Raw genomic sequence first — 21,996 nt, 5'->3', positions numbered from 1 at the left:
GAGTATTTGCATGTCCCTGACTATTCGTCCAATCATGAAACCGTCGCGCCATTCTTCGATCAGAAAAGCGACGTTATACTGGCCCGGAGAAGTTGGTGCATCCCAAACCAGATCCCCTGAAATCGGATCAATACTAAAAGTAGCAGGTGTTGCTCCGGCTTCCGTTTGGCCTGGAGCCCCAATCAAATTTGGGTCTTCATACGGAACATTGATTCCAAAACCTGGTCTGCCTTCTTCCTGAGGTACATAAATTTTGTAGGAAAGGCTATCTCCATCCGCATCATATGCATTTGGATTGTGCACATAACGTTGGCCAACCGCTGCAAGATCAATGGGTGGATTCAGTAAAGCGGGAGTCTGATTTCTACCCAGTGAACTATTTACAAGGATTGTAGTATGAACGTAAAAGTTTAGTTGGTCCGTGTTAATACCCTTGTTAAGGTTTAGTGTATTTTCATTCCTGTTATCCATAGTCACAGAAATCTGGTAGTTCCCTGTTCCCGGAAAAGTATAAGTTGTGATATATTCATTGACAGTTGTATTCAGCCCGATGTCTCTCACGGAACTTCTGGCTACGACCTGCGATGCCCGTGGTGATGTGGAAGTGGCCGAGCCAAAATAGAAAAGTATATTGTTGGCTGCGTCAGCAGCTGGTTTCCCCCGTTGACTTACGTCAAAATATGCGGTTAATTTAATCTCATAGGTAGGTGAAGTATCCGAGATTCTGCGTGCGGTAATCTCTCCGGCGCGGAAGTGGGTAGCATTTGCCTGAAAGACAAAAAACAGACATAAAATAAACAACCATGACCTGAGCTGAAGGAGAGAATGCGTCATACTTAAATGGCTTAACGGATATTGGACTAAAACTTAAACGAAAAACAAGGTAAAAACTGTGTATAATTCCAGACGGAACTGATGTTTGTCACAAAACTTTTACATAGTGCGACAAACTTAGGTAAATGTCTCATACAGTAATCTCCGGATTCTTAATAATGATTATAAATTATAATCAGGAAGGGGAAAAAGGAGATTGATTTATTGTGTTGCAAAGGTTTGTGCCATACCTTTGAATCGTTCTAAATATACCTTATTTTTTTGCACTAAAACCGTTCGTGTTTTTTATGTCGTGGTTTACACAAACGTTAACGAGTTCCATCGGGAAAAAACTTTTGATGGCTCTTACCGGACTTTTTCTTATAAGTTTTCTGGTCATTCATGCGGGCATTAATGCCATGATTTTTTACAATGATGGTGGTGAAACTTTTTCACACTGGGGACATTTCATGGGTACGAATCCTATCGTTCGTACACTGGAAATTGGTCTGATCATAGGTTTTTTAGTCCATATTGCGGATGGACTGATGTTATGGAAAGCCAATAGAACGGCTCGTCCGGTAGCTTACAAGGTAAGCAATGCCTCAGCTAACAGTACATGGTATTCAAGAAGTATGGGCTTACTCGGTACGCTGTTGCTGATCTTTTTGGTTATTCATACCGCTCATTTCTGGATTCCAAACCGCTCAAACCAATTTGCAACAGGAGAAGAGTTAAACCTGTATCGAATGATGTTGGACATTTTTCAAAATCCAATTGTGGTTTTGATTTACGTATTGGGATGTATCTCTCTCTTTTGGCACTTGTTACATGGTTTTCAAAGTGCTTTCCAGACACTTGGGCTGAATCATGTAAAGTACAACGGCGTGATTTCCGTATTGGGAACAGGTTTTTCAGTGGTTATCTCAATACTTTTTGCACTCATGCCTATTTCGATATACCTCGGATGGGTGTACTAAAATGGGCCAAAGCTCCATTGTTTGAATCTATTTTTTCTGACTATTTAAAGTAAAAACATATATGGCAACTTCATCTAGCCTGGATGCCAAAATACCACAGGGGCCGATTGAAACGAAATGGAGTAAATACAAGTCTTCAGTCGCTCTTGTAAACCCTGCCAATAAGCGTAGCCTTGAAATTATTGTAGTAGGAACAGGTCTGGCTGGCGCTTCGGCTGCTGCTACCCTTGCCGAAATGGGGTATAAGGTAAAGGCATTTTGCTTTCAGGATTCTCCACGTCGTGCGCACTCCATTGCTGCACAGGGTGGTATTAATGCCGCTAAAAATTACCAGAATGATGGTGACTCTGTTTACCGTCTTTTTTATGATACGATTAAAGGAGGGGATTATCGCTCACGAGAAGGGAATGTTCACCGTCTTGCAGAGGTTTCCGGAAATATTATAGATCAGTGCGTTGCAGCAGGTGTGCCTTTTGCGCGTGAATATGGTGGTTTGCTTTCCAACCGCTCATTTGGTGGAACGCAGGTTCAGCGTACCTTCTACGCAGCCGGACAAACCGGTCAGCAATTGTTACTCGGGGCGTATTCCGGATTGCAGCGCCAGGTTGGTATGGGTACTGTAAAAATGTACAATCGCCATGAGATGCTTGATGTTGTGAATATCGATGGCAAATGCCGTGGTATTATTGCCAGAAATCTGATCACCGGTGAAGTGGAACGTCATGGAGGTCATGCAGTATTGCTTTGTACTGGTGGATACGGAAACGTATTTTATCTTTCTACGAATGCAATGGGCAGTAATGTAACAGCAGCCTGGAAAGCGCACAAACGTGGTGCTTACTTTGGAAACCCATGCTTTACTCAGATTCACCCAACCTGTATTCCTGTTTCAGGTGATCATCAGTCTAAGCTTACTTTGATGTCGGAATCTCTTCGTAATGACGGACGGATTTGGGTGCCAAAGAAAAAGAATGATACCCGTCCCGGAAATGAAATTCCTGAGGATGAAAGAGACTACTACCTGGAACGTCGTTACCCTGCTTTTGGTAACCTGGTTCCCCGCGATATCGCTTCACGTGCTGCGAAGGAAAGATGTGATGCAGGGTATGGTGTAGGTACTTCCAAGCTTGCTGTTTTTCTTGACTTTGCCGCTGCTGTAGAACGTTACGGAAAAGGAGAAGCGAACAAAAACAATATTGCAAATCCATCGAAGGAGGATATCACAATCTGGGGGAAAGCTGTAGTAAAAGAAAAGTACGGTAACCTCTTCGATATGTATAAGCAAATCACAGGAGAAGATCCTTACGAAGTCCCTATGCGTATCTATCCGGCGGTTCACTATACAATGGGCGGACTTTGGGTTGATTATAACCTGATGACTACCGTACCTGGGTTGTATGCGTTGGGAGAAGCCAATTTCTCTGACCACGGTGCCAACCGCTTAGGAGCATCTGCGCTGATGCAGGGACTTGCTGACGGATACTTTGTAATTCCTTATACAATTGGTTCTTATCTGGCGAAGGAAATCGGAACCGGTAAGATTTCAACTGATCATCCTGAATTTATTAGGGTTGAGAAAGAAGTTACAGACCGGATCAATACTTTGATGTCAATTCAGGGCAAAACGTCTCCTGAATTGTTTCACCGCCGTCTTGGACAGATCATGTGGGAGAAGTGTGGTATGGCGCGTAATGCTAAGGGTCTGAAGGAAGCGATCATTGAAATACGTGCGCTTCGCAAAGAATTCTGGAAGGATGTGAAGGTGATGGGTGGTAAAAATGAATTTAACCCTGAACTGGATAAGGCGGGTCGTGTTGCGGATTTCATCGAACTGGGTGAACTGATGTGTATTGATGCCTTGACACGTGAAGAGTCATGTGGAGGTCACTTCCGTGAAGAGCACCAGACAGAAGAAGGTGAAGCGCTTCGTGATGACGACAACTTCATGTTTGTATCCGCTTGGGAGCACAAATCACAGGAAGAATGGGAGCTTCACAAAGAAGAGCTTATTTATGAGAATATTAAAATTGCTCAAAGAAGTTATAAATAATAGCCCTCGGCTGTCGGCATACGGCTATCAGCCGTGTCAGGTGGCCATTCGCTTAATTAATATTATTGGTTAACAATTAACCGTTAAATGTTAGAAAAATGAGTGCAGGTAACATGCATATTAAGCTTAAAGTCTGGAGACAAAGCAATAGCAATACAAATGGAGGTTTCGAAGATTACAGTCTGGATCATGTTTCTCCGGATATGTCTTTTCTTGAAATGTTCGATGTTCTTAACGAACAACTTATAGAAAAAGGAACAGAACCGGTTGCATTTGACCACGATTGTCGTGAAGGGATCTGCGGGGCATGTTCGATGTATATCAACGGGCGGCCACATGGCCCATTAAGAGGTGTTACAACCTGCCAGCTCCACATGCGTTCTTTCAATGATGGAGATACGATTGTGGTGGAACCCTGGCGTGCAGAAGCGTTTCCGGTGATTAAAGATCTGGTTGTGGATCGTGATTCTTTTGACAGAGTGATTTCTGCCGGAGGTTTCATTTCGGTAAATACTGGTAATGCCCAGGATGCAAACAGCCTACCTATTCCTAAAATAGATGCTGATGAGTCGTTCGCTGCTGCCGCTTGTATTGGATGTGGTGCCTGTGTAGCTGCATGTAAAAATGCGTCTGCTATGCTTTTTGTATCTGCCAAGGTATCTCAGCTTGCATTACTTCCTCAGGGACAAGCAGAAAGAAATATTCGTGCTGAAAAAATGGTGGCACAAATGGACGCCGAAGGATTTGGAGCATGTACTAATACTGGTGCCTGTGCAGCTGAATGTCCGAAGGAGATCAGCCTTGAACATATTGCAAGATTGAACCGTGAATATATCGGAGCTAAATTGTCGTCATCGAACGTTTAGTCAGTTATTACAGATATGATTTTGAGAAGGAGGTGCTTTGAATCGGCGCCTCTTTTTTTGCTTTAGAACACCTCTAACGAATGGATACAGGTCGGGTTGATTTCATGGTAGTTACAACGTGGCAATCCCGATGTAATTGGTATAAATGAGAAATTGTTTCAGCTTAATCAAAGTGTCGTTGGAACGTAATGTCACATACCTACGGTATTTCTGATACCCATCCATTTTTTTTCTACTACCGATATTTCATCCCTTCGGGATTTGAGCTTAGTTGTACCCTTGACTTCGAATAATATTTCTGTTTTGCGTGATTAATCCCTTTAGGGGTACCATATTGGTAGAAAGTAGTAAGTGATTAAAAGTGCCGTAGGTACGTAATATCAGATCTTCAATCATTCAAGAAGCAAGGATCCTGTTACTGATTTGACGAGCATCTCTTTGGGATTTAAAACCAAAACCTATTCACAAAAAAACGAGGCAACCAATAGGCAACCTCGTTCTTAAAACTTGATATGTATATGACTATAAAGCCAGATATTATTTCTTAGCAGTAGTATCCGCTTTTGCTCCGCCAGATGCTGCGTGCTCTTTGTTCAGACCTTCGATGATTTTCTGAGTTACATCTAAAGAAGGATTTGCAAACAAAATTCCGCCACCCAAAGAGTAACCAAGAACATACTCGTAACCATTTTCTTTGTTATATTTCTCAATATATGAACGGATATTTTTATATAGCTGCTCATTTTTCTTTGCTTCTTCCTGTCCTAAAGACTGAGCCGCCTGATCGCGGTAAGCAACAAGATCCTGTTGTTTTTTCATCAATTGAGCTTCAGTAGAACGTGCTTGTTCCGGAGTCATTGTTTGTGCTTTTTGCTGAAAGAAAGCAACTTCATTTTGAAGAGATCTTCCTTTTGTATTCAATTCATTTTCGAGCTGAAAATTCTTGTTCTCAAGTTCTTTCTTAGTTTCTTTAAAGAAATCGTAGTTAGTCAGAAGTGAGTCAACCTGTACATATACTGTACGACGTCCCGGAACAACTTGTCCATCGGCTACCGCTGAGCCTGCATCAGGTTTGTTTGAAAAATGTAAAAAGAATAACACCGCCACAGCAAGCGTAAGTACGATGTTCCAAATCAGCGAAGTATTGTTGTTCACGTTCTTTATGTTTTATTGTTTTTTAGAAAGAGCCGCAAAGATAATGATTTGTGTTTCAAGGTATGCACATTGTTCATTTTTTACCATTTCAAAATGAAAATCTCAACTTCAGTCCATATTTAACGTGTTCAATGGAAAGAGAACAAACTAGCCAGCCCAGTTCTCCCGATCTAAACTCCGGTATTGAATGGCTTCGGCCAGATGCTCTACTTTAATGTCGTCACTTCCGGCCAGGTCAGCAATGGTACGGGATACTTTCAGAATGCGGTCATAAGCTCTCGCGGATAGCCCAAGTCTGTCCATAGCAGTTCTCAATAAAGCTTTACCTGCATCTCCAATCAGACATACCTCCTTCACCATTTCCGGTGTCATCATTGCGTTAGAGTATATATCTTTTTTGTCCCTAAAGCGTTCGGTTTGCTTGTCGCGTGCTTTTATGACTCTATCCCGAATCTGTTGGCTGCTCTCAGACTTACGGGTTGAGGCAATCTGATCAAATGACACCGGAGTCACTTCTACGTGCAGGTCAATACGATCAAGAAGTGGTCCGCTGATTTTATTGAGATATTTTTGAACGACGCCCGGACCACATACGCATTCTTTCTCAGGATGATTGTAATAGCCGCAGGGACATGGATTCATACTGGCAATCAGCATAAAGTTTGCGGGGAATTCCACTGCCATTTTAGCTCTTGATATACTGACGCGCCGCTCTTCTAGAGGTTGTCTCATTACTTCAAGTACTGTTCTCTTGAATTCAGGTAACTCGTCGAGAAACAGGACGCCATTATGCGCCAATGATATTTCTCCTGGTTGAGGAAAACTGCCGCCACCTACCAAGGCAGCATCGCTGATAGAGTGGTGAGGAGAACGGAACGGCCTGCGTGAAACCAAGGTAGCCCGCTTACCGAGCTTGCCGGCAACCGAATGTATTTTGGTAGTTTCTAATGCTTCGGGGAGTGTAAGAGGTGGGAGTATGCTTGGGATACGCTTGGCCAGCATCGTTTTTCCTGCGCCTGGCGGGCCAATCATTATGGCATTGTGTCCACCGGCGGCTGATATCTCCAGTGCTCTTTTGATATTTTCCTGTCCCTGAACATGTTCGAAATCCGCATCATATTCGTTTTGGCTGGTAAAAAACAGATCCCGCGTATCCACAATCAGAGGCACAATTTCCTTTGTCCCTTCAAAAAAGCCGATAGCGTCTTCCAGTGTTTCAACAGGTATTATATCAATATTGTTAACAATTGCGGCTTCATGTGCATTTTCAGCTGGTAATACGAAACCTTTGAAACCTTGCTTTCTTGCTTCAATAGCAATAGGTAAAACTCCTTTAATGGGCCTGAGCATACCGTCCAGTGAAAGTTCTCCCATAATCACATAATCTTCTAACTCTTTTGCAGTTGTAAGCTGTTCCGATGATTTCATCACAGATAGTGCAATCGGCAGATCGTATGCTGAGCCTTCTTTGCGTATGTCTGCAGGGGCCAGGTTCACAACCACTTTCTGGCGTGGCATCTTGTAGTCGAAATATTTCAGGGAGGCTTCAACCCGTTGCTGACTTTCCTTTACGGCACTGTCGGCAAGGCCAACCATAAAAAAACCAAGTCCCTGTCCCACTGTCACTTCAATAGTGATCATATTGGCGTCTACACCATAGACGGCACTTCCAAAGGTTTTAGCTAGCATGTGTGATTATTGTTGATGAATGAAATTGAGTATCAGAACCGGAGGTAAAATTATAATTATTTATGAAACACCAAACTGTTGATTGTCATTCCACTACCGCAGATACACATATATACGTAGGAATAATACCTGTGGCCCTTATCCGTACCTCCGCGTCTTCTGCCTGCGTATTACCTGTTAATACAAGAGCTGTATCCAATCCGAATTTATTGCCTCCTAAAATATCAGTCTGTAGGGTATCTCCGACCATCAGAATAGATCGTTTGTCGACATTCGGATAATTTTTGATATGCTGGTAAGCAAAAATGAACATTTGAGGATCCGGTTTGCCAAATCGTATGAACTGGCGCCCGATGGTATCTTCTATCATTTTGGCAAGTGCCCCCACGGCTATAGAAAGCCGGCTTTTTGAAGCAGGATATGTCTTATCCGTGTTGGCAACGATAACCGGAATATTGCGTTTCCTGAGTAAATTGAGTGTTTTGGTTAAATCTGTATTCCAATCAAAACCTTCATCATCCAGGAAAACCAAAGCATTTACATCTCCGACCGAGTCAAGATTCAATTCCCTGATGGATAGGGTTTTCAAACCGGAAGTGCCAATATAGTGGGCCGAATTGTCAGTGCCGAGATAGGCAACAACGCCATCCCGCACCTTATAGTCCAGGTACTCCCTCGCAAGCATACCAGAGGAGATGATGCGGTCGGGTGTGACGTCATTGATACCCAGTTTCACATAAGATTCAGCGAGCTGTTCCGGGCTTCTGGACGCGTCATTGGTGACAACATAGAAATCTTTATCATTCTCTCTTAGATATGCAAAGGTCTTTTCTATGCCGGGAATCAATCCATTGTAGGTTTTGAGTACACCAAATGCATCGAAGAAAACAACTTCATATTTGGAGAGTATAGATTTAAAATTGTCCAGTATCATGTGTTAGTATCTTAGGAGTGAAATAAAAATTTACTACAGATTGAGGTGACGAAGGATTTTTTCTTCATCAAAACCATCGATAGCAGGAAAATAAAGTTCGTATGCTTCCTTTTGCAGCTTGGTACAATAGGATCTGTGAAAGAAATACTTTCCGTATTTGATCACATAATTGAGAATAAAAAACCGGTACGCCTCCTTTATGAACCTGACTTCTCGTTCTGTTAGCGGATATATCTTGTGATATTCTTCCAGAAAAATCATAAACCTGTCTTCCGTAAGTGTGCTCATCAGATAGCTGAAGACTGTCCTATCGCCAACGTTGGAAACTACCCTGCTGAAAAAATAGAAATCCATAATGCGGGAGGATACCCGGAACCAGTCGTAATCCCAGCGGGAGAAAAAACGCAGGTCGTCGGTAACGGAAAAATTACCGATGTTCCAGTCCACAAATACTGGCATCAAATCGAATCCGCTGACGTTGAGGCGCTGTATATTTTTCAGGAATATATCACATTGCTTTTTTAAAATGTGGATAAAGCCCCGGTGTTCATACTGTCCGGTATCTGTTTCCAGGATGTCGAGCAGATGCTGAATGTCCGTCCTCAGGTTTTTAGAAGATTTGGGAATCGACTTTCCGGCTCTGAAACTGGCAAGGTGAAACTTAGCTGCTTCTTTCCCCAGTTGCCGGATCTGGTCTTCATTGAGCCGCCTCGGGAGCCTGTTCATGGCTCGGATCGGATTGTAGCAAACTACCCAGGTGTCTACAAAGTCTTCCTGATAACGATAAGTATATACCTGATTGTTCTTCATCAGCGATCTGGCGAGTACATTTTCATAAGGATACAGGAGGTTGTTAGCCAGTGTCTGTATGATGCGGTGGTCTTCCTTGAAATGCTCATACTTGCCAAAGTACGAAAGCTTGGCAATCACAACATCGTCGTTATCGAGCGTAACACGAAACACGTGGTTGGTAGAAACTTTTGCACTTATATCTTCAACAAATTTTACACCGATAGAACTGTCGAATCCTTCCCAGGCTTTTCTGATGATAGCCGGATAATCTTTTAAACGCATTGTAATGATGATTGGGTTTATGCCCGCTTACTGCACTCTGAAGGATTTTCCATCCCTGACAAAGTTACTAACTTCACATTCGATGATGATACTCATCTTTAAAGTAAATGGATTAAAATGAAATAATCGCATGAAATTTCAGGATTGAAATTGGTTTCGTTTCCCTAAGAACTCTGTATACTGATTACAATTTCCAATCTTTTGCTTTATTTTGTATATAAAACTTATCCAAGCTGCTTTGTTCTTCTACTTCTCCCGTTTTTTGATACGCCTCGCGCTGCCCATTTTTTTACGCAGACTGATGGTTATCAATTTTAACAGACTTCCACGAAAAGGGCCTTTGCTTCTGGCTTCCAATCATCCCGATTCTTTTTTTGATGCGCTTGTTATTGGCGCAACATTAAAACAAATGATCCATACCCTCGCAAGAGGTGATGCCTTCAAAAAGCCAGCCGTTGCTTTCTGGCTAAGGCAAATTAAACTGATACCGGTTTTTCGTGGCTCAGAAGGCAGGCAACAGGTTAAGAACCTGGATGCAACGACAAAAGAAAGTCTTGCAGCGATGAGGGATGGTGATGCTGTAATAGTATTCTCTGAGGGTGTGTGTGTAAATGAGTGGAAACTCCGACCACTTGGAAAGGGAACTGCTCGTATGGCTTATCAGGCCTGGTATGGCGATGACAGTCTTACGGATATGCTCGTGGTACCCGTAGGGATGAATTATGAGCATTACAGGGGAACAGGAAAACGTGTTTCAATCCGTTTTGGAGAGCCTATTAAAAGAAATGAGCTTATTACAGATCCGGAAGAATATGAAAAATGGCTTCGGGAATTCAATGAGATCCTTCAACAGAAAATGAATCAGGAAATCCTGACTTTGCCGGAAGGTTTGACCAAAGCAGAGCGCTCGCAGGCAATGGATGCTTTTTTCGGTCCTGAGTCTATACCTTCTAAAGGAAATATAGTTTTCCGTGCAATAGGATGGTTAGGTCGGTTAGTTCATCGGCCTTTATATCATTTTTTTACTAAAAAAGTTGCCAGAATGACAGCCCGTACGGTATTCTACGATTCTGCACTTTTTGGGATGTTGCTTTATATATATCCCGTCATTGTTCTGGTTTTATCCGTCATACTTGGGCTTTTTGCAGGCTTTAAGGCTGGTTTATTGCTTTTTGCCGCGCTTCCTCTTTTAGCCTGGATGGGTAACAGATACAGGTAACAAAAGTGAACCATGCCATTGTAAGTGGCATGGTTCACTAGTTATTTAGTTTTTCACTCTGTTCAGGCTGAGTAATTTCAGCATCCAGTCGCCAAGTGGCTTTTGATTTTTGCGTTTCTGTATATCCAGGAACCATCCTATTTTTTTGAGAATAGGTAGTTTGTGCGTTTCAACAAGTTCAATCAATGTACCGTCCGGATCTTCTACATAGGCAAAGCGCCCTGCAGCAGATTCCATACCAAATGATTCTTCGCTATCCACGGTAAACGGATATCCTTTCGACTGAATTTTTGTTTTCAGTACAGGCATATCAAGCGTATCAAAGCAAAGGTGGATGTATCCGCAGTCGCCCCAATAACGGTTTTCAAAAAGTTTCTTTGGTTTGCGGTCCAAAGCTTGTAGTAATTCAATCTGAATATTCCCCAAAAGTTTAGAAAAGGCACCTACCGGAGTGAATTTTTTTCTAAGTAAAACCCTGCGATAGCGCTGGCCTGCAATAGAAGTAGGCAAATCTTCAAATACATCTGTTTTGTCATAGACGATCTCCATAGGATCGAGCAAATTGCTGTAAAACAACAATGCTTTGTTGATGTCGGATACGCCTATTACAACACCTGACACGCCTCCAACCGGATGACCTGTTTTTTGAAACCAGGAGGTATCGCTGGTGATCTGGTATATATTTCCGTACGGGTCGCTACCCCAAAATCCCTCGCCTTCGGGTAATGAGACTAAAGGCCCTACGGCTTCTTTTGATTTACTTTTGACATGCTCATGCGCCTTCTTCACATCAGGAGCCTTGAAACGAATTGCATTTATTCCTAAATCTCCCAATTCCATTTTGAATCCGGCTGGCTGAGATACCCGGCTGGTAAACGACCAGATTTCCAGTCCGCCACCTCCAGCCATATTAATGGCCAAAGCTGCATGTCGCTGATGTACTTTACCACCCGTGTAAGGAGTCATGAGAGGAGCTTCAGCCTTGTCGTCAAATACAGGTACATCGAAACCTAATACCTGACGATACCATTGCCACGCTGCTGGTACATTTTGAACACCAACACCTACTTGTTGGATTCCGGAAATAAGTGGAGTACTCATGGATTGAGAAGATTATTAAAACAGATCTATAAAGATCAGGCTGTAAAATACGTACAAGGCCGCAATTTTACGAAAATAAAATAGGAAAATGGCAGTGCTTTTATAAATAGAATACACGTTAATTAGGCTTTTAAGGAAAGATTAGCTGAGCGTAGATCAATATGAGACATATGCGATACTATACAATATGCATAATGTGCTGTTTATACTTAAATCTACATATGGAATTAGCAAATAGAAATCAGCAAAATTGATTAGCGTGAAACGGGTAATTATTTTCACAAATGCGGAATCTTACTTTCCTAATAATGTGTACCTTTAACGGTAAAATTTTAATTTTTTCAGTTGCACATCCAACAGACAATGTAAGTCGTATATCTAACGGGCATTGTCTCAATTATTAAGTAATGAATCAGTCGGTAGTAATTGCACCAATTCAAGAGAGTTTAGTCAGTTTCATCAGTTCAGCAAACTATTCAAAAGTATTTGTAATCGCTGATAACAATACAAAAAGGCATTGTTATCCCCTGATAAAAGCGGCATTGCCTCCTCACAAGATTGTCTCGGTTGCCAGTGGAGAAAAGTATAAGCTGCTTTCAACCTGCGAGAAAATATGGGATGCCATGACCCGTGAAGAGCTTGACAGACATGCGCTTGTAGTGAACATTGGCGGAGGTGTAATTGGTGATATGGGTGGATTTTGTGCTGCAGTATATAAGAGAGGAATAGATTTTTTACAAATTCCGACGACCTTGCTATCACAAGTGGATGCAAGTGTGGGAGGTAAATTGGGGGTTGATTTTCAAGGATTTAAAAATCATTTAGGGGTTTTTAATATTCCTAAAACAGTACTGATCGATCCTGTTTTTTTGAATACCTTGTCGGTAAGAGAAACACGGTCAGGCTTTGCAGAAATTGTTAAGCATTGCCTGATTGCTGATCGTGCGAAGTGGAAACAGATTAGTACAATCGATTTCGAAGATCAGAATTGGGCAGATCTGATTGAACATTCAGTAAATATTAAACAGGCAGTCGTTGATCAGGATCCAACTGAAAAAGGATTGCGGAAAATATTGAACTTCGGACATACACTTGGTCATGCAGTAGAAACGCATTTCCTGAGTAAAGCACCATCTCAAAGACTTTTTCACGGAGAGGCGATTGCGGTAGGTATGATCATGGAGAGTTATTTGTCATTCAAAAGGGGAATGATTGATGCTGAAACACTGAGTAACATTGAAGAATTTATTTTTGCCACTTATGGAAAGGTGAAAATAGCTCCTGATGAAGTGGATGCAATTGTGTCACTCACGCGGCAGGATAAAAAAAACAAGGGTAGTGAGATTCGCTTTTCTTTGTTAACAGGTGCAGGAAGCTGTGCCTATGACATTGTCGTTTCTCTACCTGAAATGCGTAAGGCAATAGCTTATTACATGGGTTAGCAAGGTGTAGAGGGGCGTAAGCTATTGGAAATTTTTGAGGGAATGAACTATTGAGTACATTTTTATAACCTGACAAAAATGAAATGCTTATGTTAAAGTCTATTAAACCGTATGCTGCTGCAATAATAGTGCTGTTGCTGGCAGGTTGCTCGAGTGGTCGTAAAGTGTTTGTGGAGCACGATTACAGTTATGAGACCAACTTCAAAGATTATTCCTCATATACTTTTCTTGAATGTGAGCGGGATACCAACAATCTCTGTACAGAAATTTATGAAGCCATCAGGCGACAAATGCAAGTAAGGGGCTACAAGCTTACTGCAGACAAGCCAACGCTATTGGTGAATTATGGTATCTTTTACGACAATCTTCGCTACCAAGGCTATATGCAGCCGGTTATTAAAAACTGGGTAGATACAGAAAATGACGGCTTCCGGTACGAGCCGATCAAGTATGCGCTGGATAAAGGAACACTCATTGTTTCCTTAATCGATGCAGAAAGTGATCAGGTAGTTTGGAGAGGATATGCCTCCGGAATTTTTAAAGGTGCTGAGAATACAAATAATCACTATAGAAGTGTTGTACGTCGCATTTTTGATCAGTACCCGCTATTTGCAAAAGGTTATGATCCAAGAAGGTATAGTGAGCAGGTAGGACGGTGATTCAATTAAGAATTAAGAATGAAAAATGAAGAATTATGAGTGAGGGATCTTTTAACTCTTCATTCATAACTCTTCATTACTATCTAGCTTATCTTAATTTCAATGTTGCAAGTGTGAGGATTGCAAGAATAACTCCTACAACCCAGAAACGGGTTACGATCTTTGCCTCATGAATCCCTTTTTTCTGATAATGGTGATGAAGCGGAGACATGAGGAGTATCCGCCTTCCTTCTCCATATCGTTTTTTGGTATATTTGAAATAACTCACCTGCATAATTACTGACAGGTTTTCTGCCAGGAAAATACCGCATAGAAATGGAATTAACCACTCTTTTCGGATAGCAAGCGCTACTACGGCAATCACACCACCCAACATCAAACTACCTGTATCTCCCATAAAAACCTGAGCCGGATAAGCATTATACCACAAAAACCCTACGCAGGCTCCAATCAGCGCAGCACAGAAAATCACCAGCTCTCCGGAATTTGGGATATACATAATATTCAGGTACTGAGAAAACTTGGTATTTCCAGACAGGTATGCTAATACCCCTAATGTCAATGCAATGATACCGGAAACTCCGGCTGCCAGTCCATCAATACCATCAGTAATATTGGCTCCGTTTGAAACTGCCGTAATGATGATAATGGCAATAATGGTATATACAACCCACGTATATTCCTCCGGCAACCATCCAAATAGCAAAGCCCTGTAGTCAAATTCGTTATTCTTGATAAAAGGAATAGTGGTTACAGTAGGATGGATAATATCTCTGTAACGCTGTACTTCACCGATCGAGGAGCTGAACAATGGTTGCTCATATACACGGATTTTTACACTATCGTTAAAGGATAAGGTAAGCCCGACGATCAATCCAAGTCCGACCTGGCCGGCAATTTTAAATTTACCGTGAAGACCATCTTTATTATTCTTGAATTTTTTGAGATAATCGTCTACAAATCCTATCAGTCCTGTCCATAACGCGGTGATAATCAACAAGACAATATAGACATTAGTCAGTTTTGCAAACAGTATGACCGGTATTAAAAGAGAAGCGAGTATAATAAAACCACCCATAGTTGGAGTTCCCGCTTTCTCCATTTGTCCTGCGAGACCCAAATCTCTGATTGATTCTCCCATCTGTTTCTTTCTCAGAAACTCAATAATCCATTTACCAAAAGTAGCAGCGATTACAAGAGAAAGAACGGTAGCGCCCAGTGCCCTGAAAGATATATATTGAAACACACCCGCTCCGGGTATATTAAAATGTCTGTCAAGGTAATCGAATAGATAATATAACATGAAACAGAAATTGGGGTGACGCTGCAAAGTTGCGTCTTTTCACAGACTACACAAAAACTGTTGCTACATTTAGCGTAAACAAATGCCCGACTTTGACACCTGAAAGGTCAAAATTGAGCGTTGTACTAATACAATGTATTATCTGTTAGCTTTTGCGGGAGATAGAAAATGCTTCTCCCAATATTTCCTTATCGTCAAAGTGGTGTTTAACACCCTGTATTTCCTGGTAGTTTTCATGGCCTTTACCTGCAATCAGGATAATATCTCCCGGGTTGGCTTCTGAATACGCGCTAAAAATGGCTTCTTTACGATCTTCAATCACGCTCGTTTTTTTATAGTCCAGTGGTGGTATGCCTCTCTTCATTTGTTCGAGAATAATAGTTGGATCCTCGAAGCGGGGATTGTCAGAAGTAAGTATCACTCTATTGCTGTATTTACAGGCAATTGCCGCCATTTTTGGCCTTTTTTCTATATCACGGTTTCCTCCGCACCCTACTACGGTAATTACCTTTTCATTACCATTCCGAAGTTCTGTAATGGTTTGAAGTACATTTTCCAGGGCATCCGGCGTATGGGCATAATCAACAATTCCGACGATCTGATCAGCCGAATGGAATTGCTCGAATCTCCCGGGAGGACTCTGTAAAATGGAAAGTTCTGTAAGAACTACTTCAGGATCTTCGCCAAGTAGCACGGCAGCCCCATATACTGAAAGCAGATTATAAGCATTGAAACGGCCTATTACCCTGAACCACACTTCACGCATATTGATTTCCATGTGCATTCCTGCAAGCGTATCAGAAATCATTTTGCCCTTGTAGGTAGCAAGTGTTTGCAATGAATAGGTTTCTATGCGTGCTCTTGTATTTTGCACCATTACCGATCCGCGGCGATCGTCTACATTTACCAGTGCAAAGGCAGACTTCGGCAGTTGGTCAAAGAAGCCTTTTTTCGCCTTGATATAGTTGTCAAAAGTCTTGTGAAAGTCGAGATGATCGTGGGTGATATTCGTAAAAATACCTCCTGAAAAATGTAAACCTGAAATCCTGTGCTGTGCTACTGCGTGTGAGCTTACTTCCATAAACACATGTGAACAACCCTTTTCGAGCATGGTTGCAAGTAATTGGTTGAGCGCAATAGCGTCCGGTGTAGTATGTGTAGATGGAATAACTTCGTCTTCTACCTGATTCTGTACGGTAGAAAGTAGGCCACAACGATATCCCAGATTCCTGAACAGTTGAAAAAGAAATGTAGCTACTGATGTCTTTCCATTCGTACCAGTTACACCAACAAGCGTTATCTTCTCAGAAGGGTTTCCGTAAAATGTTGATGCGATTAGTCCCATTACCAGAGCCGAATCAGCGGCTTTCACATAAGTTACATCAGCATTGATTTCTCCGGGAAGCTCTTCACACAAAATAGCCGACGCTCCTGCTTTGGTTGCGGTTGCTATAAATTGATGGCCATCGGTCTGTGTTCCTCTTAACGCGATAAATAAGCTACCAGCTGTGACTTTCCTTGAGTCCAGTACCAGATTTTGAATCGTGACGTCTGCGGAGCCCGTAATGTCCAGTTTTTCAATATTTTCGATAAGTAGAGCTAAGGATTTTCCCTGACCAGCTTCCATATATGAATTCTTACTGTAATGTTAATAGGATAGTTTTAACTCCGGTTCGGTTAACCCCCGGCGCAATAGATTGTTCGACCACCTTGCCTGATCCTTTAAAAGTAACTTGATAACCTCTGTTTTCGAGCAGGTATAGCGCATCCCTCAGAGGAAGTCCTGCAAGATCAGGTACATCCCTTGAATTGACCGGCAGAGATTTAAATCGGGCTTTGCCCTTGTTAGCAATGGTACCCACAGCATAATCCGAATCCGTATTAAGGGCCGGCAAGCGAAGTTTTTCATTGATAATCCGGAGATCAGAAGATTTCCCTGCCCACTTTACATCGTGTGCGGCTTCAGGAATAGAATCCTTGACCGGCTTTTGAATAGTTACGTCGTACGCATAAATTCTGTCGGCTACCTCTTTGAAAACCGGTGCTGCAACGCTCCCGGCATAACGGGTATAATCCGCTCCTGAACTTTTAGGGTTGTCAATGATGACGATACAACTGTATTTAGGCTTGTCGGCAGGGAAATATCCTGCAAATGAAGTGTAGTTTTTCCCTTCTGTATAAATTCCATTAATCAGCTTACGCGCCGTGCCGGTTTTTCCGGCAATACGGTAAAGATCCTGTTTTACACTTTTTGTAAGGCTATTAGCTACCACACCTTCCAGCATCTTTTTTACTTTTCTGATTGTTTCCGGAGATGCAATAGGTTTTTCCTGGGTGTAAGGTTCTATCTTATCTTCTACCTTTTCAGCGCTGCGCACCTCTCTTACCAACATAGGCCGTACCCAATAGCCGTCATTCGCTACTGCATTATAAAATGTCAGCGTTTGTAGGGGTGTCATTTGCATTTCATAGCCGTGCGCCATGAAGTACATCGAATAATTACTCCATAATTTAGAACTGCGATCTCTGATCAAAGGAGGTTTCTCGCCCTTCATGTGTATACCTGTAGGAGCTGTCAGGTTGAATTGTTTCAGATAACCCAGATACTTATCAGGCTTGGTGGCAAAATATTTCTGCATCAGTAATACGGTACCGATGTTGGAAGATTTCTCAACCACCTGCGATGCGGTAATATTGCCGAATCCACCCCGGTGTGCATCCCTGATCGTATGGTTACGAAAGCGTAGTGCGCCTGATCCCGTGTTTACCATCACCTTATCCGGATCGATTCCTGTCTCCTCCAGAATAGCCATCATGGTTGCTAATTTGAAAGTAGAGCCCGGATCATTGCTACCGGCTAATGCATAGTTGAAAACTTCTTCATATTTGCCATTAGAACGCTTGGTTAGGTTGGCCATTGCGCGGATTTCGCCTGTAGCCACTTCCATAATGACTACCGATCCGAAATCGGCATCCATCTCTGTCAGTTTACGACGAAGTGCAATTTCGGTCATATCCTGGTAATTCATATCCAGGGTGGTATAAATATCTCGTCCTGCTTCTGGCTGCACATTCAGTGCATCTCCCACAGGAATTTTAATACCTCCTTCCACTTTTTCCACCCAGCCAATTCCGGCTTTTCCTTCCAGTTTTTTATCAAAACTGGCTTCTATACCGATGTAACCTCTTCCACTTTTTGGGTCAGTACCACCAATGGTTCTATCCGCCATCGGACTGAACGGCTTGTACCGTTTGTAAATGGTTTCGAATTTTCCGCCTCCTCCTTTCCGGGACCTTTCAAAAAACGGCCATTTTTTTATCTTTTCCCTGTCCAAATGGCTTATTTCTCTCGCCTTGAGTCTCAAGTAGCGCTTGGTTTTGCTATTTCTGTAACGCAGAATTTTGGTTTTGTACTGAGAAGCAGTCATTTCACCAAAGCTTTTCGAAAGCAAGTTCGACAGCTGATCGATATGTTCAGAAAAATAAGTGGAATCTGCCACTTTAGTATCCAGGCCAATGAAATAATAGGGTAGAGAGGTGGCCAGCAAACTATTATCGCGGGAATAGATATTACCTCTCATGGCTGGAATAGTATCCAACTTAAGATCATTCTTAACCGAATATTCTGCCCAGGTTTTGCCCTTAAAAGTATCGTAATACTGCACGCGAAGCAGTTTGATGAAGACCAGAATTGCCAGTCCCACCAGAGCCCAACCAACCACCCTTGCCCGGCTGATCAGCGCTTTCTTATTATTTTGACCGCTTTCTACGTCGTTCTTCATGAATTATGGCAATCGATATTACTGAAATCCGGAATGGTACTTTTAATAATTATTCTTCCTTGCGAATGATAATTTTTTTAGGAGGTGTAAGATTTTCTTCCAATCCTGCTTCTTTCATTTTGTCAATCACTACGGATTGTCTTTTGCCTTTCATGTATTCTGCATGAATGGATGTGTATTCGGCCCGGAGATCGTCCACTTCCTTTTTCAATTTGATACTTTCACGAACATAACTTTCCGATTCGAAGCCGATTCGCTCGTATACGACCAGCAGGATTACAATCCATCCGAAATAATAAAAATATTTGACAGGAACACGCTCCTCTTGTCCCGGTACTTTTTCTCCGAATACCTTGTCAAGTGGTAAAAAACGGTTCAGCCAGTTGAAAAGGCTATATTCCTTCTTCGGCTTCTTGGGCTTCGGCGGAATCGGTTTAGGTCTTTTCTTGTTTTCTGACATTTCTTATTTATTGTTGATGACCTGTATAGAAGTATCTAATTTGCTTTTAAGCCTACTTTTGAGCTACCCGTAATTTCGCACTGCGAGCACGCGGATTTCTGGTAACCTCTTCCTTGGTGGCTTCAATTGGCTTCCTTGTCACGGCCCGTAATGGCTTTATTTCATTGCCGTAAAAGTCTTTTTCAACTTCTCCGTCAAACTTTCCCTTTTGTATAAAATTCTTCACGAGCCGGTCTTCCAGAGAGTGGTATGACATCACAACGAGTCTTCCGTTTTCAGCCAATACTTCGGGAGATTGTGTCAGAAATTCTTCCAGTACCTTCAGCTCATCATTCACCTCAATGCGTAATGCCTGAAATACCTGAGCGAAATATTTATTCTCCCGATGCTTCGGTGCATACCTGAGCAGGATTCCTTTCAGATCATTGATGGTTTCAATCGATGAATTATGGCGGGCAGAAAAAATAGCTTCTGCGGCAGTACGGGCGTTGTGCACTTCTCCATACATGCCGAATATTCGCTGTAATTCTGCAGCGGACCTTACATTCAGTACTTCGCGAGCTGTTTTTTCAATATTCGGATTCATACGCATATCCAGATCTGCATCAAATCGGGTAGAAAAACCACGTTCGGGCGTATTGATCTGATGTGAAGATACACCAAGGTCAGCCAGGATGCCATCTACAGGACCTGATTTATGAAGACGCAAGTATCGTTTTAAATGGCGAAAGTTGGCTGCAATAAATGTGAAACGTTCATCATCCTTAAATTCCTCGGCGTTGGCTGCCGCATCAGGATCCTGATCAAAAACATAAAGCTTACCAGTCGTCAATTTACCGAGAATGGCACGCGAATGCCCACCACCACCAAAGGTAACATCTACATATATTCCATCGGGCCGGATATTCAATCCATCCAGGCATTCCGACAGCATGACTGGTTCGTGATAAGTACTTTGAGACTCCATTTATTAAAAGCAACGTGCGTAGGAACTATTTCTTGCCAAGAGGCAGTTACAAACTTAACAATTTTAAGGCGTAGGAATGGCCGTTGTAGGAGGAATTAATTTTTGAACGTAAACGGTAAATTTGTTTCAAATATTTGAATATGAGAATACTAAATTATATAGTCGGTTTTTTTGTGCTGGCGGCTGTGGTGGCTTGCAGCTCTTCTGTCGATCAGACTTTGAAAGAAGGTAACTGGCGGGCAACATTGCTGAGAGACGGACAGGAAATTCCTGTTCTTCTGGAAGTCAGCCAAAATCCGGATAAAAAAACCTATACAGTGGTGTCTGTCAATGGGGAAGAGCGTCTTCAACTGGATAGCGCTTATTTCGAAAACGATTCACTGCACATTCCGATGGAGCTTTTCGATTCTGAAATAGTAGCCGCCGTAGATGGAGATAAACTGACCGGTACTTACAGCAGACTTAAAGAAGGTAGTATTGTTGGTTCTTTACCATTCAAAGCTGTTCATGGTGAAAGTCACCGTTTTTTTAAAGAAGGGGTTGCTAAAAGTGAAAAAACGCTTGATGGAAAATGGTCTACTACTTTTTTGAATCCTGCTACGGGAGATTCAACCCTTGCAGTCGGGAATTTCACGCAAAAGGGAAGCGCGGTACAAGGTTCATTTTTAACACCAACCGGTGATTACCGATTCCTGAATGGCAATATCAATGGCGATAGTCTGTACTTATCCACATTCGATGGTTCTAATGCAATGCTTTTTAAAGCGGCTGTAAAGGCGGACGGAACGCTGAAAGGAGAACTATGGTCAGGTTTGAAAGGCTATAAAACATGGACCGCCAAACTAAATCCTGATGCTAAATTACCAGACGCTACCAAGCTTACTTTCCTGAAACCGGGATTTGACAAGGTTGATTTCAAGTTTCCTGACTCTGATGGGAAAATGGTTTCACTCAGTGATCCACAATACAAGGATAAAGTGGTGATTATACAAATACTAGGTTCGTGGTGCCCCAACTGTATGGATGAAACCAACTTTCTGGCCCCATGGTATAAGAAAAACAAGGATCGTGGTGTTGAAATCATCGGACTGGCTTTTGAGCATTCGGATAAACCGGAGGTGTCCAATCCCAAATTAAAAAGAATGATCACCAGGTTTGGAATGACTTACCCTGTATTGTTGGCAGGTACCAACAGCGATGAGGCTACAGGCAAGGCATTACCGATGCTGAACAAAGTAATGTCGTATCCTACTACCATTTTTATAGATAAAAAAGGAAAAGTTCGGGAGATTCACACGGGCTTCTCAGGCCCCGGAACAGGTAAATACTATGATCAGTTTGTTGAGGATTTCAATGGACTGATGGATAAAATGATTGCTGAAAAGTAATATTAAGGTTCCTTGTTAGCGCTGCACTGTGTTGCAGCGCTAATTTTATGCAACAAAATTAGTATGCTTGCATAATATTCCTGTCTTTTCTTACATTTGTGTATAGGTCAAATG

General features: G+C 42.2%; 17 protein-coding genes and 1 pseudogene. 7 read left to right on the top strand and 11 right to left on the bottom strand.

Annotated elements, in window-relative coordinates; all coding sequences use genetic code 11:
• Positions 1-834: pseudogene (locus AC1XUE_RS24490) on the bottom strand (gliding motility-associated C-terminal domain-containing protein); the annotation flags it as partial.
• A gap of 287 nt (positions 835-1,121) precedes the next feature.
• Between AC1XUE_RS24490 and AC1XUE_RS24485 the strand changes: the two are divergent.
• The 3 genes from AC1XUE_RS24485 (at position 1,122) to AC1XUE_RS24475 (ending at position 4,709) form a co-directional block, all read left to right on the top strand.
• Positions 1,122-1,793, top strand: coding sequence for a succinate dehydrogenase cytochrome b subunit (locus AC1XUE_RS24485; RefSeq protein ID WP_483358624.1), 672 nt, complete (start codon positions 1,122-1,124; stop codon positions 1,791-1,793).
• 61 nt (positions 1,794-1,854) lie between these two features.
• A complete protein-coding gene (locus AC1XUE_RS24480) occupies positions 1,855-3,843 on the top strand; it encodes a fumarate reductase/succinate dehydrogenase flavoprotein subunit (protein ID WP_483358623.1) in 1,989 nt (662 codons plus the stop codon).
• A 113-nt stretch (positions 3,844-3,956) separates the two neighbouring features.
• Complete coding sequence (locus tag AC1XUE_RS24475; protein ID WP_483358630.1) at positions 3,957-4,709, top strand: succinate dehydrogenase/fumarate reductase iron-sulfur subunit; 753 nt, start codon at positions 3,957-3,959, stop codon at positions 4,707-4,709.
• Positions 4,710-5,246: 537 nt separating this feature from the next.
• Here the strand turns inward: AC1XUE_RS24475 and AC1XUE_RS24470 are convergent.
• From AC1XUE_RS24470 to AC1XUE_RS24455, 4 genes are all read right to left on the bottom strand, one after another.
• Positions 5,247-5,864: an OmpH/Skp family outer membrane protein gene (locus tag AC1XUE_RS24470; protein ID WP_483358622.1), complete on the bottom strand. Its 618-nt coding sequence runs from the start codon at positions 5,862-5,864 to the stop codon at positions 5,247-5,249.
• Positions 5,865-6,011: 147 nt separating this feature from the next.
• Positions 6,012-7,553: a YifB family Mg chelatase-like AAA ATPase gene (locus tag AC1XUE_RS24465; RefSeq protein ID WP_483358621.1), complete on the bottom strand. Its 1,542-nt coding sequence runs from the start codon at positions 7,551-7,553 to the stop codon at positions 6,012-6,014.
• Between the two features lie 85 nt (positions 7,554-7,638).
• Positions 7,639-8,487 (bottom strand): TIGR01459 family HAD-type hydrolase, encoded by an 849-nt coding sequence (locus AC1XUE_RS24460; protein WP_483358620.1) that lies wholly within the window; start codon positions 8,485-8,487, stop codon positions 7,639-7,641.
• Between the two features lie 33 nt (positions 8,488-8,520).
• A complete protein-coding gene (locus AC1XUE_RS24455) occupies positions 8,521-9,561 on the bottom strand; it encodes an aminoglycoside phosphotransferase/kinase family protein (RefSeq protein WP_483358619.1) in 1,041 nt (346 codons plus the stop codon).
• A 211-nt stretch (positions 9,562-9,772) separates the two neighbouring features.
• Between AC1XUE_RS24455 and AC1XUE_RS24450 the strand changes: the two genes are divergently transcribed.
• On the top strand, positions 9,773-10,780 hold the full coding sequence (locus tag AC1XUE_RS24450; protein ID WP_483358618.1) for a 1-acyl-sn-glycerol-3-phosphate acyltransferase: 1,008 nt from the start codon (positions 9,773-9,775) through the stop codon (positions 10,778-10,780).
• Between the two features lie 45 nt (positions 10,781-10,825).
• Here AC1XUE_RS24450 and AC1XUE_RS24445 read toward each other — a convergent pair whose 3' ends face one another.
• Positions 10,826-11,881: a VOC family protein gene (locus AC1XUE_RS24445; protein ID WP_483358617.1), complete on the bottom strand. Its 1,056-nt coding sequence runs from the start codon at positions 11,879-11,881 to the stop codon at positions 10,826-10,828.
• 407 nt (positions 11,882-12,288) lie between these two features.
• On the opposite strand from AC1XUE_RS24445, the gene aroB reads away from it, so the two are divergent.
• Together aroB and AC1XUE_RS24435 are read left to right on the top strand one after the other, a co-directional pair.
• Positions 12,289-13,323, top strand: coding sequence for a 3-dehydroquinate synthase (gene aroB / locus AC1XUE_RS24440; protein WP_483358616.1), 1,035 nt, complete (start codon positions 12,289-12,291; stop codon positions 13,321-13,323).
• An 83-nt stretch (positions 13,324-13,406) separates the two neighbouring features.
• Positions 13,407-13,982, top strand: a complete 576-nt coding sequence (locus AC1XUE_RS24435) for a DUF4136 domain-containing protein (protein ID WP_483358615.1) — start codon at positions 13,407-13,409, stop codon at positions 13,980-13,982.
• 88 nt (positions 13,983-14,070) lie between these two features.
• Here the strand turns inward: AC1XUE_RS24435 and mraY are convergent, their stop codons facing one another.
• From mraY to rsmH, 5 genes are all read right to left on the bottom strand, one after another.
• Positions 14,071-15,285, bottom strand: coding sequence for a phospho-N-acetylmuramoyl-pentapeptide-transferase (gene mraY, locus AC1XUE_RS24430; RefSeq protein WP_483358614.1), 1,215 nt, complete (start codon positions 15,283-15,285; stop codon positions 14,071-14,073).
• Positions 15,286-15,430: 145 nt separating this feature from the next.
• Positions 15,431-16,912, bottom strand: a complete 1,482-nt coding sequence (locus AC1XUE_RS24425) for a UDP-N-acetylmuramoyl-L-alanyl-D-glutamate--2,6-diaminopimelate ligase (RefSeq protein ID WP_483358613.1) — start codon at positions 16,910-16,912, stop codon at positions 15,431-15,433.
• 10 nt (positions 16,913-16,922) lie between these two features.
• On the bottom strand, positions 16,923-19,067 hold the full coding sequence (locus tag AC1XUE_RS24420) for a penicillin-binding protein (RefSeq protein WP_483358612.1): 2,145 nt from the start codon (positions 19,065-19,067) through the stop codon (positions 16,923-16,925).
• A gap of 49 nt (positions 19,068-19,116) precedes the next feature.
• Complete coding sequence (locus AC1XUE_RS24415) at positions 19,117-19,527, bottom strand: FtsL-like putative cell division protein (protein ID WP_483358611.1); 411 nt, start codon at positions 19,525-19,527, stop codon at positions 19,117-19,119.
• Between the two features lie 52 nt (positions 19,528-19,579).
• Positions 19,580-20,494 (bottom strand): 16S rRNA (cytosine(1402)-N(4))-methyltransferase RsmH, encoded by a 915-nt coding sequence (gene rsmH, locus AC1XUE_RS24410; protein WP_483358610.1) that lies wholly within the window; start codon positions 20,492-20,494, stop codon positions 19,580-19,582.
• Between the two features lie 140 nt (positions 20,495-20,634).
• Between rsmH and AC1XUE_RS24405 the strand changes: the two genes are divergently transcribed.
• Complete coding sequence (locus AC1XUE_RS24405) at positions 20,635-21,882, top strand: peroxiredoxin family protein (protein WP_483358609.1); 1,248 nt, start codon at positions 20,635-20,637, stop codon at positions 21,880-21,882.
• Positions 21,883-21,996: the final 114 nt, after the last annotated feature.

This window comes from Dyadobacter sp. HNCC25DJ187 (assembly GCF_056895255.1).
This window is presented reverse-complemented; position numbering and strand designations above follow the sequence as displayed.

Coding starts and splice junctions, on each gene's coding strand:
- AC1XUE_RS24485 (WP_483358624.1), top strand. CDS start 1,122: ATGTCGTGGTTTACACAAACGTTAACGAGTTCCATCGGGAAAAAACTT.
- AC1XUE_RS24480 (WP_483358623.1), top strand. CDS start 1,855: ATGGCAACTTCATCTAGCCTGGATGCCAAAATACCACAGGGGCCGATT.
- AC1XUE_RS24475 (WP_483358630.1), top strand. CDS start 3,957: ATGCATATTAAGCTTAAAGTCTGGAGACAAAGCAATAGCAATACAAAT.
- AC1XUE_RS24465 (WP_483358621.1), bottom strand. CDS start 7,553: ATGCTAGCTAAAACCTTTGGAAGTGCCGTCTATGGTGTAGACGCCAAT.
- AC1XUE_RS24460 (WP_483358620.1), bottom strand. CDS start 8,487: ATGATACTGGACAATTTTAAATCTATACTCTCCAAATATGAAGTTGTT.
- AC1XUE_RS24455 (WP_483358619.1), bottom strand. CDS start 9,561: ATGCGTTTAAAAGATTATCCGGCTATCATCAGAAAAGCCTGGGAAGGA.
- AC1XUE_RS24445 (WP_483358617.1), bottom strand. CDS start 11,881: ATGAGTACTCCACTTATTTCCGGAATCCAACAAGTAGGTGTTGGTGTT.
- aroB (WP_483358616.1), top strand. CDS start 12,289: ATGAATCAGTCGGTAGTAATTGCACCAATTCAAGAGAGTTTAGTCAGT.
- AC1XUE_RS24435 (WP_483358615.1), top strand. CDS start 13,407: ATGCTTATGTTAAAGTCTATTAAACCGTATGCTGCTGCAATAATAGTG.
- mraY (WP_483358614.1), bottom strand. CDS start 15,285: ATGTTATATTATCTATTCGATTACCTTGACAGACATTTTAATATACCC.
- AC1XUE_RS24425 (WP_483358613.1), bottom strand. CDS start 16,912: ATGGAAGCTGGTCAGGGAAAATCCTTAGCTCTACTTATCGAAAATATT.
- AC1XUE_RS24420 (WP_483358612.1), bottom strand. CDS start 19,067: ATGAAGAACGACGTAGAAAGCGGTCAAAATAATAAGAAAGCGCTGATC.
- AC1XUE_RS24415 (WP_483358611.1), bottom strand. CDS start 19,527: ATGTCAGAAAACAAGAAAAGACCTAAACCGATTCCGCCGAAGCCCAAG.
- rsmH (WP_483358610.1), bottom strand. CDS start 20,494: ATGGAGTCTCAAAGTACTTATCACGAACCAGTCATGCTGTCGGAATGC.
- AC1XUE_RS24405 (WP_483358609.1), top strand. CDS start 20,635: ATGAGAATACTAAATTATATAGTCGGTTTTTTTGTGCTGGCGGCTGTG.